Origin of the sequence: Rhodanobacter thiooxydans (genome assembly GCF_030291135.1) — a bacterium.
In the GTDB taxonomy this organism is placed as follows: Bacteria; Pseudomonadota; Gammaproteobacteria; order Xanthomonadales; family Rhodanobacteraceae; genus Rhodanobacter; species Rhodanobacter thiooxydans_A.
The window spans coordinates 1,468,835-1,481,270 of record NZ_CP127409.1; the positions used below are offsets into that span (position 1 = coordinate 1,468,835).

General features: G+C 67.5%; 10 protein-coding genes. 7 read left to right on the forward strand and 3 right to left on the reverse strand.

Annotated features, from left to right (window positions below):
• Positions 1 to 46: 46 nt before the first annotated feature.
• The 3 genes from QQA13_RS06605 to QQA13_RS06615 all read left to right on the forward strand — a co-directional run bounded on the left by QQA13_RS06605 (position 47) and on the right by QQA13_RS06615 (position 4,150).
• Positions 47 to 1,726, forward strand: a complete 1,680-nt coding sequence (locus tag QQA13_RS06605; protein WP_108471397.1) for a serine hydrolase — start codon at positions 47 to 49, stop codon at positions 1,724 to 1,726.
• Between the two features lie 45 nt (positions 1,727 to 1,771).
• The gene (locus tag QQA13_RS06610) at positions 1,772 to 3,400 is read left to right on the forward strand and encodes an alpha/beta hydrolase (RefSeq protein WP_108471396.1); all 1,629 of its coding nucleotides are present in this window, start codon (positions 1,772 to 1,774) and stop codon (positions 3,398 to 3,400) included.
• Positions 3,401 to 3,646: 246 nt separating this feature from the next.
• Positions 3,647 to 4,150, forward strand: a complete 504-nt coding sequence (locus QQA13_RS06615) for a DUF3761 domain-containing protein (protein WP_108471395.1) — start codon at positions 3,647 to 3,649, stop codon at positions 4,148 to 4,150.
• Positions 4,151 to 4,207: 57 nt separating this feature from the next.
• On the opposite strand, the gene QQA13_RS06620 is transcribed toward QQA13_RS06615, so the two are convergent.
• Complete coding sequence (locus QQA13_RS06620; protein ID WP_108471394.1) at positions 4,208 to 4,642, reverse strand: VOC family protein; 435 nt, start codon at positions 4,640 to 4,642, stop codon at positions 4,208 to 4,210.
• Positions 4,643 to 4,728: 86 nt separating this feature from the next.
• Positions 4,729 to 7,143, reverse strand: coding sequence for a DUF3772 domain-containing protein (locus tag QQA13_RS06625; protein WP_108471393.1), 2,415 nt, complete (start codon positions 7,141 to 7,143; stop codon positions 4,729 to 4,731).
• 229 nt (positions 7,144 to 7,372) lie between these two features.
• On the opposite strand from QQA13_RS06625, the gene QQA13_RS06630 reads away from it, so the two are divergent.
• Positions 7,373 to 9,217 (forward strand): ABC transporter ATP-binding protein, encoded by a 1,845-nt coding sequence (locus QQA13_RS06630; RefSeq protein ID WP_108471392.1) that lies wholly within the window; start codon positions 7,373 to 7,375, stop codon positions 9,215 to 9,217.
• A 310-nt stretch (positions 9,218 to 9,527) separates the two neighbouring features.
• Here QQA13_RS06630 and arsH read toward each other — a convergent pair whose 3' ends face one another.
• A complete protein-coding gene (gene arsH / locus QQA13_RS06635) occupies positions 9,528 to 10,292 on the reverse strand; it encodes an arsenical resistance protein ArsH (RefSeq protein WP_428992326.1) in 765 nt (254 codons plus the stop codon).
• Positions 10,293 to 10,365: 73 nt separating this feature from the next.
• On the opposite strand from arsH, the gene QQA13_RS06640 reads away from it, so the two are divergent.
• From QQA13_RS06640 to QQA13_RS06650, 3 genes are read left to right on the forward strand one after another with little or no spacing between them, the layout of a single operon-like run.
• Complete coding sequence (locus QQA13_RS06640; protein ID WP_108471630.1) at positions 10,366 to 10,866, forward strand: arsenate reductase ArsC; 501 nt, start codon at positions 10,366 to 10,368, stop codon at positions 10,864 to 10,866.
• Positions 10,863 to 11,948 (forward strand): ACR3 family arsenite efflux transporter, encoded by a 1,086-nt coding sequence (gene arsB, locus QQA13_RS06645; protein ID WP_108471391.1) that lies wholly within the window; start codon positions 10,863 to 10,865, stop codon positions 11,946 to 11,948. The genes QQA13_RS06640 and arsB overlap by 4 nt, the downstream gene beginning before the upstream one ends.
• A 4-nt stretch (positions 11,949 to 11,952) precedes the next feature.
• Complete coding sequence (locus tag QQA13_RS06650; RefSeq protein WP_108471390.1) at positions 11,953 to 12,324, forward strand: ArsR/SmtB family transcription factor; 372 nt, start codon at positions 11,953 to 11,955, stop codon at positions 12,322 to 12,324.
• Positions 12,325 to 12,436: the final 112 nt, after the last annotated feature.

Consider the following 12,436-nt stretch of genomic DNA (forward strand, 5'->3'; position numbering starts at 1 on the left):
CCGGTTTGCCGCGATAGTGGCGGCCTTGCCAACCGCGGAGCCTTCGATGTCCCAGCGACCCCTTTCCCTGCGCCTTGCGCTGTGCTGCGCGCTGCTCGTTTCCGCCACCGCCGTTTCGGCGCAGTCGCCGGCCGCGCAGTCGCCACCGCCGGTCTCTACTGGCGACACCACGCGGCCGCTGCTACCGGCGCAGCTGCAGGACTTTTCCGCCTACGTTGACAGCGCCCGCAAGACCTTCGACGTGCCCGGCATCGCGGTGGCGATCGTCAAGGACGGCCACGTCGTCATGGAACAGGGCTTCGGCCTGCGCGAGCTCGGCAAGCCGGCGCCGGTGGATGCGAACACGCTGTTCGCGATCGCCTCCAACACCAAGGCATTCACCGCCGCAGCGCTGCAGCAGCTGGCCGGCGCGGGCAAGCTGAGGATGGACGACCGCGTGATCGACCACCTGCCGTGGTTCCGCATGTCCGACCCGTACGTCACCCACGAGATGCGCATCCGCGACCTGCTGGCGCATCGCAGCGGCCTCAGCCTCGGCGCCGGCGATCTCCTGTACTGGCCGCCGACGTCGTACAGCACGAAGGAAGTGGTCGAGCGGCTGGCCCGCGTGCCGATCAAGAACGGCTTCCGCAGCGGCTATGCCTACGACAACATCCTGTTCGCGGTAGCCACCCTGGTGATTGAGCAGGCTTCCGGCCAGAGCTACGCCGACTACGTGCGCGATCATCTGTTCAAGCCGGTCGGCATGGACGATTCGCTGGTCGACATGACGTACCTGAAACCCGGCATGGACGTAGCCACCGGCCACGCCAAGGCCGACTTCAAGGATCTCAAGCCGGTGCCGCCGATGGCCTGGCTCAACGACCCCGGCGCTGGCGGCATCTACTCCAGCGTGCACGACCTGGCGAAGTGGATGAACGTGCAACTGGCCGGTGGCGCGTTGCCGACGATGGGCGCCGACGGCAAGCCGGCGCGGCTGTTTTCCGAGGACAGCCAGCGCGAGATGTGGAGCGTGCTGACCCCGATCAAGATCGGCAAGCCGCCGGTTCCGGAACTGGCGCCGCTGGTGCCGAACTTCTCCGGCTACGGCGAAAGCTGGTTCCTGTCCGACTACCGCGGCCAGAAATTGGTCTGGCATACCGGCGGCTGGCCCGGCATGGTCTCGCGAGTGACCCTGGTGCCGGAGCTGAAGCTCGGCGTGGTGGTGCTGACCAATGCCGAATCCGGTGCCGCGTTCAATGCGGTGACTTATCGCGTGCTCGATGCGTACCTGAACCCGGAACACAAGATCGACTGGGTCGCCGCGTACGACAAGGCGGTGAAGAAATCCGAGGCCAAGGCCGACGACAGCCTGGCCAAGCATGAAGCCGCGCGCGACAAGCGCAGCAAGCCGTCGCTGCCGCTGGCGAAGTACGCCGGCACCTACCGCGACCCGTGGTATGGCGACGTCATCGTCAGCCAGGAGAACGGCAAACTGCGCCTGCGTTTCTCCAAGACCGCGCAACTGGTCGGCACGATGACACCATGGCAGCACGACACCTTCACCGTGCGCTGGGACGACCGCACGCTCAACGCCGACGCCTTCATCACCTTCAGCCTGGACGTGGACGGCCATGTCAGCGAGGTACGCATGCAGCCAATCTCGCCGCTGACCGATTTCAGCTTCGACTTCCAGGACCTGCGCATGGTGCCGGTCGCGGACAAGCCCGATACCGACAAGCATTGAGCAGGCCCTGAACCATTCCACTGTTGCGATACGGAGGGAATCGACATGCGTGACATGCATCGTGCACTAGCGATCGTGCTGGGCTGCGGCCTGTTCGCCGGCGTGGCGTTGGCACGCACCGACGCGCCGGTGGCGCACAGCCCGTTCCGTGTCGAGCTGGGCAGTGCGCTGACCCAACCGGCCTCGGGCCGGCTGCTGCTGTTCGCCACCGAGGCCAAGGCGGCCATCGCCGCGGCGAAGGACGGCAAGGTCGACGAGGTGGACGCGAATCCGTTCGGCGCCACCCAGGCCTCGGTAGCAACGCGCGAAGTGAGCCGGCTGGTGCCGGGGCAGGGCGTGGAGATCGACGCCGATGCACTGGCATACCCAGCCGGCTGGTCGCAACTGCCGCCCGGCGACTACTTCGTGCAGGCGGTGCTCGACGTCAACCACGACTACAACTACGGCGGGCGCGGCGCGGGCGACCTGATCAGCCCGGTGCTGAAGCTGCACCTGCCGGCCAAGGTGATACCCAAGCTGAGCCTGGACCGCGTGCTGCCCGCGCGCGAACCGTGGGATCTGCCGGCGCGCTACTTCAGCGACACCACCCGCAAGCACCTTGATGAGGCGCGCCGCGCGGCGCAACCGCTGGATTTCGTCAGCCCGGCGCTGAGCGCGTTCTGGGGACGCCCGATCCACATGCGCGGCTGGGTGTTGCTGCCGCCGGGTTACGACGCAGGCGCGAAGCAGACCTGGCCGGTGGTGTATGCCACCCACGGTTACGGTGGCAGCACGGCATCGCTCGCCGGCAGCGCCGCGATGGTCTACGGCGCGATGGCCGAGCAGCAGATGCCGCCGATGATCTGGGTGTTCCTGGACCAGTCCAGCCCCACCGGCACGCACGAATTCGCCGACTCGGTGAACAACGGGCCATGGGGCACGGCGCTCACCACCGAGCTGATCTCGCAGCTGGAATCGCGCTATCGCATGGATGCGCGACCGTCCGGCCGCTTCCTCACCGGGCATTCCTCCGGTGGCTGGGCCACGCTGTGGCTGCAGGCGCGCTATCCGACGATCTTCGGCGGCACCTGGTCGACCTCGCCCGATCCCAGTGATTTTCACGACTTCACCGGCGTGGACCTGTACACGCCGCACGCGAACGTCTATCGCCGGGCGAACGGTTCGGCCTACCCGCTGGTGCGCGACAAGGGCAAGGTGATCGCCAGCTTCGAGGCGTTCGCGAAGCTCGAGCGCGTGCTGGGCGAATACGGCGGCCAGATGGCCTCGTTCGAATGGGTGTTCTCGCCGCGCGGCGCGGATGGCCGGCCGCTGCCGATGTTCGATCGCGACACCGGCGCCGTCGATCCCTCGGTGGTGGCGTACTGGCGCGAGCACTACGACATCGCCCACCTCGTGCAGACGAACTGGCCACGGTTGCAAGGCGACCTGGACGGCAAGATCCACGTGGTGGTGGGCACCGCCGACACCTTCTATCTCGACGGTGCCGCGCACAAGCTCAAGGCGGTGCTGGACACACTGGGCGCGAAGTCGGACTTCCGCTTCCTGCCGGACCGCACCCACTTCGACCTGTATGTGCAGGGCAAGGATCGCCAGGGGCTGCTCAAGCAGATGGCGTGGGAAATGTATGCAGTCGCGCGGCCGGACACGAAACTGAAGGCCGCCACCGCGCCGTAGCGGTTCCAGCCTTGGTGCCCTGCGCGGCCTGCCGACAGAGCCGTGCAGCCACTGCTTTTTCCGGTGCATGTCGCGTGTCAGCCGGCGGGACACGTCGCAAGTTCGTTCGAGGCAACCGACTGCCGGATGAATGCCGTACCACCATCACGTTTTGTCGCCATGGTTCCGCGGCATAGTCATGCTGCAAGCGCTGCGATAGGGGGTGCTTGGGAGCGTCATCGCGAACTCACGTTGGAGGGAATCTGCATGAAATCTTCGAGTCTTGCCGCCATCGCACTTGCTTGTCTGCTGGCGATGCCGGCGGTCTATGCGCAACAGGCGTCCGCCCCGTCCGGTTCGACCGGTCAGTGCAAGGACGGCAGCTATACCAGCACCGCCACCAAGCGCGGTGCCTGTCGGGGACACAAGGGTGTGCAGGAGTGGTACGCCGCTGCCAGCACACCGGCTGCCAAGGCGGCACCTGCCGCTGCACCAGCTGCAGTGACGGCACCCGCCGCCGCAGCCGCACCGGCCACACCGGCCGCGCCTGCAGCCGCGCCGAAGAAGTCGTCGATGGGCTGGACCAAGCCGGCTGCCACCGCGGCGCCGGGTGGCGGTGCGGGGATGGTCTGGGTCAACGCCAGCAGCAAGGTTTACCACTGCCCGAACGACAAGTGGTACGGCAAGACCAAGCATGGCGAGTACATGAGCGAAGCCGACGCCAAGGCCAAGGGCAATCACGCCGAGCATGGCAAGGCTTGCACGCCGTAACGGTGCAGTCGCCATCCGCGTGAGCAGGAGGCCGGCGCAAGCCGGCCTCTTTTTCTGTCAGGCCGGCTCGGGCTGCCACGGGTCGTAGCTGCCGAAGTACCACAGGTGGCCTTCCGGATCGTGGCAGCTGTAGCCGGCGCCGCCGTAGTCCTGCTCGGCGTAGTCGTCGGCGATCACCGCGCCGGCGGCCTTCGCCCGCAGGTAATGCGCCTTGCAGTCGACCACGGTCACGCAGGCGCACTGCGTTTCGCGGCCGCCGATCTCGTCGGGCTGCGCGATGTGCTGGCCGAATGCGTTGTCACGCACTTCACCGAGCATGACCATGCCATTGCCAAAGGTGAGCTGGGCGTGCTCCACGCCGCCATCCTCGTTCTCGTAAACCGCCTGTTTCTCGAAACCGAACGCCTTGCACAACCACTCGATGGCGGCATGCGCGTCGCGATAGCGCAGGCAGGGGATGATGGTGCTGCCGTGGGGATGGGGTGCCGGCATGACGGGATTCCGTTGGCGAAAACCACGCACAGGCTAGCGCGCCCGCCGTTCGCTGTCTTGCCGGGCATCGTCGCGGCGCCGCCGCCTCAGCCGGTGGGTTCGTCTTCCTCGACCAGCGGCGGCAGCGTGCGCACCAGCATGCTCTGCGGGCTGGTCATCGGCAGCCCTTCGCTGCGCAGGCGCTTGAGGATCTCGAACAGCAGGTCGCTCTTCACGCCGCTGACCTCGCGCGGGCTGCCGACATAGGCGACGCAGTTGAACGTCATCACGCCGTTGTTGAGGTTTTCCAGCTGCACGTACGGTGCCGGCACGGCCAGCGTGCCGTGGTGCGCGCGCAGGATGCCCAGCACCAGTTCGCGTACCTTGCCAGCGTCGGTGTCCAGCGGCATCGGCAGCTTGATCTGCACACGGCCCTGCGCGTTGGCCAGGGTCACGTTGCGCACGTTCTGGGTGATCAGCTGCGAGTTCGGCACGATCACGGTGGAGCGGTCCCCCATCTGGATCTCGGTGGCGCGCACGTTGATGCGGCGGATGTCGCCCTCGACGTCGCTCGACAGGCTGACCCAGTCGCCCACCTTCACCGGCCGCTCAACCAGCAGGATCAGGCCGGAGATGAAATTCTGCACGATCGCCTGCAGGCCGAAGCCGATGCCCACCGACAGCGCGCTGACGATCCAGGTGATGCTCTTCAGGTCCACGTGCAACGCCGCCAGCGTCAGCACCACCACCAGCAGGCCGCCGACGTAGCCGAGCAGGGTGACGATGGAGTCCTGCATGCCTTTTTCCATCGTGGACTTCGGCAGCAACTGCTCGGCCAGCCAGCGCTTGAGCATGCGCAGCACGAACATCCCGGCCAGCAGCACCAGCACGCCGCCGAAGATGGTGCCTGGATTGATCGCCAGCTCGCCCAGCTTGACGTTGCCCAGGGTTTGCTCGGCGCTGGCTAGCAGGTCCTTCGGCCCGGCGCCGAACGGGGTCAGCACGGTGGCCAGAGCCAGCAGCACCAACCCCACGCGGCAGATGCCGGCGAGCAGCACGGCGGCCTGCTCCAGCGTGTGCGGCGCCAGCTCGAAGGTGGCTTGCAGCCGCTGGCCACCGCGCCCGTGCGGCAACAGCGTAGTGTTGATCAGGTCGGTGAGCAGGTAGATCAGCAGGTATACCGTGGCCACGATCACGCCGATCCACAGCATCTGCACGGCGACGAAGAACGCCAGCGCGATGAAACCGGTGGCCACGCCCAGCCAGCTGACTATCACGCCGAGCGTGGCCGCTGCGGTGAGCAGGCCGATCCATAGCGGCCGATGTTCCGGCTCGGCGCCATCGGCAGTGGCGGCCGCCTGGCGGGTGCGGCGCAGGCGCAGCAAAGCCAGGCCGATCAGCCCGCTGATGACCAGCGCAAACAAGCCGCGCGTGGCCACCGAGGCCGGCAGGCTGGTGCCGACCGCGCGGCTGGTGCGGTCGAGCAGGCCGAACAGCAGCGCGGCCGCGGCCAGCAGCCACGGGAACAGGCGCAGCCGCTGCGCCGCCAGGTCCGACAGCGCAGGCAGGCGCCACGACGGCCTCCGCACCGACAACAGTGCCCGGCCCAGCCCGGTCACGTAGGCGGCGAAACACACCAGCCCGACCACCCTGGTGGCCAGTGCGGCGAGGTCGTCGTCCAGGATGTCGTTCCAGTTCAATCCCAGGTAGACCAGTTGCGCCGCGAGTCCGGTGGTGAGGACCGCAGTCAGCGCCACCGCGGTGGCCATCGCGCTGCGCCGCAGGTGGCCGTCCGGCACGTGGCGCGTGGCCAGCAGCAGCAACAGCCGCTCCAGCACCCAGCGGCCGCCGCCGAGCAGCAGTGCTGCGGCGATCAGGCACCACACCAGCGGCTGCCGGTTCGGCGGCTGCCATGCCTGCGCCACGGCGCTGGCGTAGCGCGAGCCGAGGCGCTTGAGCCGCACCACGTCATCCGGAAACGTGCGTACCGGGTCGGCCCAGAACGTGTGGCTGAAGGGGGTTGCCGTGCGCGAGGCCAGCCGCGCCTGGAACTCGTCGTTGCGCAGGCCGGAAATCTGCGCCGCCAGTTGCGTCGCGTTCTGGCCGAGCAACTGCGCCTGCTTGATTTGCGCGTCCAAGTCGGCCTGGGCCTTGTCCAGTTTGCGGCGCTGTGCGGCGACTTCCGGCGCCTCCGCCGGCGCGCCCTTCGCCGGCGCCGGACCCAGCACGGCGAGCTGCGCCTGCAGCGCGGTCATCTGCGGCGCAAGGCTGATGGCCAGTTCGCTCGCCTGGTCCTGCACGCCAAGCGCGGTGTTGCGCAGATCGGCCAGCGGTGTATCGGATGTCTTGTTCTTCAGCGAGGCCTTGATCGTGTCGAGCTGGCTGCCCAGCTGTTCCAGTGTCGGCGCAGGGGTTGCTGCCGGCGCGGTGGCTGGTGGCGGCTGGTCGTTGTCCTGGGCAGGCGACACGGTGCTGCCAAAGGTCAGCAGCAGGAGCAGGAGGAAGCGGAGCAGGCTGGGCATCCGCCCATGATCGGAGCGCCGCTGCGAGCGGTCAATCGCGCCGGGCGGATAAACGATTGTCTTTGCGGCTGGCGTTCAGGCTCGGTGTCGCGCTCTCCGCGGCGGGCTGCCCGGATCGGTGACTCCGCCCCGGCGGTGGCAGGTCGCGGCGATCACGAAAGCGCCGCGTCGTCACACGTATCGTGCGGGCTTCACGCACAATGGACAGCCCCGCAGGCTCGGAATGCCCATGCTCTTCCGCTGGTTCGAATCCCTTATCGACGCGTTCAAGGAACCGGTCGACGGCATGCCGCCGACGTCGGTGTGGCGCTTCTACGCGTTCTACCTGCGCCAGGTGTGGCCGGTGTTCGCCGTGGCGATCGCGGTGGGCTTCGTGGTGGCGATCGTCGAGGTGTCGCTGTTCGGCTTCATCGGCCGCATCGTGGACATGGCCAGGGGCGCGCCGGCGGCGGACTTCTTCCGGCAGCACGGCCACGAACTTCTGTGGATGGGCTTCGTGGCGCTGATCGTGCGGCCGCTGGCGATCGGCGCGCACGACCTGCTGGTGAACCAGGCGATCGTGCCCAGCCTGACCAACCGCATCCGCTGGCAGAACCATCGCTACGTGATTCGCCAGAGCCTGGGCTTCTTCCAGAACGACTACGCCGGGCGCATCGCCAACCGCATCATGCAGACCGGCGGCGCGCTGCGCGAGTCGGCGGTGCAGATCGTCGATGCGATCTGGTACGTCACCATCTACACCGGCAGCGCGATCGTGCTGTTCGCGCAGGCGGACCCGTGGCTGGCCGCGCCGCTGTTCGCCTGGGTGTTTGCCTATATCGGCCTGCTGGCGTTCTTCATCCCGCGCATCAAGCAGCGCTCGTGGCTAGCCTCCGAGGCGCGCTCGAAATTGATGGGGCGCATCGTCGACGGCTACAGCAACGTGCTCACGCTGAAGCTGTTTGCGCATACGCGCCGCGAGGAGGCCTACGTAGCCGACGCGATGGCCGAGCAGACCGACAAGCTGCGCCGCATGACCCGCGTCACCACCACGCTGGATGCCAGCATTACCACGCTCAACGGTTTCCTGATCGTCGGCACCTCGGCGCTGGCGCTGTGGCTGTGGAGCGAAGGCCGGGTGACAGTGGGCGCGATCGCGCTGTCGACCGGGCTGGTGATCCGCATCAACAACATGTCCGGCTGGATCATGTGGGTGGTCAACGGCATCTTCGAGAACGTGGGCACGGTGCAGGACGGCATTACGACGATTTCGCGGCCGCGTGCGGTGCAGGACCGCGAGGGTGCGATGCCGCTGGAGGTGACCAACGGCGGCGTGCGCTTCGAACACATCCACTTCCACTACGGCAAGCAGGGCGGGGTGATCGCCGGGCTCGACCTGGACGTGCGTGCGGGCGAGAAGATCGGTCTGGTCGGCCCGTCCGGCGCGGGCAAGTCGACGTTGGTCAATGTGTTGCTGCGGCTGTACGACTTGGAGGCGGGCCGCATCCTGATCGACGGCCAGGACATCGCCGGCGTCACCCAGGAAAGCCTGCGCTCGCAGATCGGCGTGGTCACCCAGGACACCTCGCTGCTGCACCGCTCGATCCGCGACAACCTCCTCTACGGCCGCCCCGACGCCAGCGAGGCGCAGGTGATCGAGGCGGTGCGCAAGGCGCGCGCGGACGAATTCATCCCGAACCTCAGCGACGGCGAAGGCCGCCGCGGCTACGACGCGCTGGTCGGCGAACGCGGTGTGAAACTCTCGGGCGGCCAGCGCCAGCGCATCGCGATCGCCCGCGTGCTGCTGAAGGACGCGCCGATCCTGGTGCTGGACGAAGCCACCTCCGCGCTCGACTCCGAAGCCGAGGCGGCGATCCAGGACAGCCTGGACATCCTGATGCAGGGCAAGACGGTGATCGCGATCGCCCATCGCCTGTCCACCATCGCGCGGATGGACCGGCTGGTGGTGCTGGACAAGGGGCAGATCGTCGAGACCGGCACGCACGCCGAGCTGATCGCGCGCAGTGGCTTGTACGCGCGGCTGTGGCATCGGCAGACCGGCGGCTTCGTGGCGGCGGAGGATACGCCGGTTTAGGGAGGGCGCTGAGCGGGCTTTTGCTCGTCATCCGCCACCTCGGCTCGATGTGTCCACTCACCCTGTCGTCATTCCGGCGAAGGCCGGAATCGCACTTCAGCCGTGTGGTGGAGCAGCGTGCTGCTCACGGCTTTTGCTGGCCTTCCATGCGTGAGGCGCCCTTGTCGATCAAGTGCGATTCCGGCCTTCGCCGGAATGACGACGGGAGGGTTTTGTGGTTCAAGTGCGATTTCGGCTTTTCGCTGGGATGACGACGGGAGAGTTGTCGAGACCGTCCGTCGTCGGCAGCGACATCAGGGGTGAACCGCGATCAGCACGCTCCACCGCTGCAGCAAGCAGGCTTGCCCGCCGTCGCTGCGCTTTCCAGCACCTCGGCCGCGGCCGTCAGCGCCTTCGCCGCGGCGGCGCCCTTGCGCTCGCTGTAGCGGCTGACCAAGTAGTCGCTGCGTCCGCGCACCAGCAGGGTGAACTTGAACGGCTCCTCCATCACGTCGACCACGCGATCGTAGAACGGCGAGGGCTTCATCCTGCCGTCGTCGTCGAACTCCTGCCAGGCCTTGGCCACCGAGGACTGGTTCGGGATGGTCAGCATGCGCATCCAGCGGCCAAGCACGCGCAAGGTGTTGACCACGTTGAACGACTGCGAGCCGCCGCTGACCTGCATCACCGCGAGCGTGCGCCCCTGCGTGGGCCGCACGCTGCCGTCTTCCAGCGGCAGCCAGTCGATCTGGTTCTTGAACACGCCGGTGATCGTGCCATGCCGCTCGGGGCTGACCCAGACCTGGCCTTCGGACCACAACGACAGCGCGCGCAGTTCCTGCACCTTGGGGTGGCTGGCCGGCACGCTATCCAGCAGCGGCAGCTCGTGCGGGTCGAACACCCGCGTCTCGGCGCCGAACTGGCGCAGGATGCGTTCGGCTTCCAGCGCCAGCTTGCGGCTGAACGACTGCGGGCGCAGCGAACCGTACAGGATCAGGATGCGCGGCGGGTGGTCGGCGTCGGCTGGCAGGGCCAACTTGGCCAGGCTGGGGGTGTCCAGCACGTCGGCGGCGATGTGGGGCAGGTCCGGGATCACGGTGGTTCCTGTTGCGTTGGTTTGATGATTCTATAATCATGGAAATATGGAAGCCAATCCGGAACCGCCGCCCATGCACCCGTGTCGTGTCCTGTTCATCTGTACTGGCAATTCGGCCCGCAGCATCCTGTCCGAGGCCACCCTCAATCACCTGGGCGCGGGGCGCTTCGCGGCGTTCAGCGCCGGCAGCCGGCCGACCGGGCGTGTTCATCCCCAGGCGATCGAGGAACTGAAGGCCCGGGGCATTGCCACCGAAGGACTCGCCAGCAAGTCGTGGGATCGCTTCACCGAGGCGGGCGCGCCGCCGCTGGATATCGTGATCACGGTCTGCGACAACGCCGCCAGCGAGACTTGCCCGGTGCTGTTCGGCGACTTCGTGCGGAGTCATTGGGGTCTGCCGGATCCAGCCGCACAAGACACGGATATCGCGGCGGCGTTCCGACGCGCTCACAGGCTGATCGAGCGGCGGATCACCGCGCTGCTGCAGCTGCCGGTGGAAACGATGGGTCGCGACGAGTTGCAACAGACGCTCGACCGCATCGGCAGCCTCACTGGCGAGGAAGCCGGCGCATGAACCAGCCATCCGCCATACTCGCCGCCGGCGCGGTTGCTCCGGACAGCGCGCGCATCGGCTTCTTCGAGCGCTGGCTCACCCTCTGGGTGCTGCTGTGCATCGTGGCCGGCACATTGCTGGGCCACCTGCTGCCCGGCGGCTTTGCGGCGCTGGGCGGCATGCAACTGGCGCAGGTGAACCTGCCGGTTGCGGTGTTGATCTGGCTGATGATCATCCCGATGCTGCTGAAGATCGACTTCGGTGCGCTCGGCGGCGTGCGCCGGCAGTGGAAGGGCATCGGCGTCACGCTGTTCGTCAACTGGGCAGTGAAACCCTTCTCGATGGCCCTGCTGGGCTGGATCTTCATCCGTCACCTCTTCGCCGGCCAGCTGCCGGCGGCGCAGCTCGACTCCTATATCGCCGGCCTGATCCTGCTGGCCGCCGCGCCGTGCACGGCGATGGTGTTCGTGTGGAGCAACCTGTGCCGCGGCGAGCCGGCGTTCACGCTGAGCCAGGTCGCGCTGAATGACGCCATCATGGTGGTGGCGTTCGCGCCGATCGTGGCGCTGCTGCTGGGCATCTCCTCGATCACGGTGCCGTGGAACACGCTGCTGCTGTCGGTGCTGCTGTACATCGTGGTGCCGGTGGCGCTCAGCGTGCTGTTGCGGCGCCAGCTGCTGGCGCACGGCGGCGAGGCGCGCTTGCAGCAACTGCTGCAGAGGCTGGGGCCGGTGTCGCTGGGCGCGCTGCTGGCCACCCTTGTGCTGCTGTTCGGCTTCCAGGGCCGGCAGATCCTCGCGCAGCCGGCGATCATCGCGCTGCTGGCGGTGCCGATCCTGATCCAGGTGTACTTCAACGCCGGCCTGGCCTACTGGCTCAATCGCCGCTTCGGCGTGCCGCACTGCGTGGCCGGCCCGTCGGCGCTGATCGGTGCCAGCAACTTCTTCGAGCTGGCAGTGGCCACCGCGGTGGGTCTGTTCGGCGTGCATTCCGGCGCGGCGCTGGCGACCGTGGTGGGCGTGTTGATCGAGGTGCCGGTGATGCTGTCGGTGGTGCGCATCGTCAACCGCAGCAAACGCTGGTATGAATCAGCCCGGGAGTAGCGCCATGCAGAACAGGCAAGCCATCACCATCCTCGCCGCGCTCGCCCAGGAATCGCGCCTGGCGGTCTACCGGCTGCTGGTCGAGCACGCGCCGGAAGGACTGGCCGCCAGCGCGATAGCGGAGAAGCTGGGCCTGCCCAACGCCACGCTGTCCTTCCACCTGAAGGAGCTGTCGCACGCGGGCCTGGTGAGCAGCCGGCAGAGCGGACGCTTCATCTACTACGCGCCGGTGATGGAGGCGATGGACGAGCTGGTTGGCTACCTCACCGACCACTGCTGCAGCCAGTCCGGCGGCACGTGCGCCACGGCCAAGCGCAAGTGCGCGCCGGCAAAACGCGCGGCTGATGCCGGCAGGCGGCGGTCAGATTCGGTCTGATACCTGTGGCTGGGACGACCTGATTGCACTGCTGTGTGTGGCGCTCGGCATCGTAGAAGTCGCTGACGAGTTTGGGTGGGGTGGGAGCGCTCGCGGGCCTATGGCAGCAAGA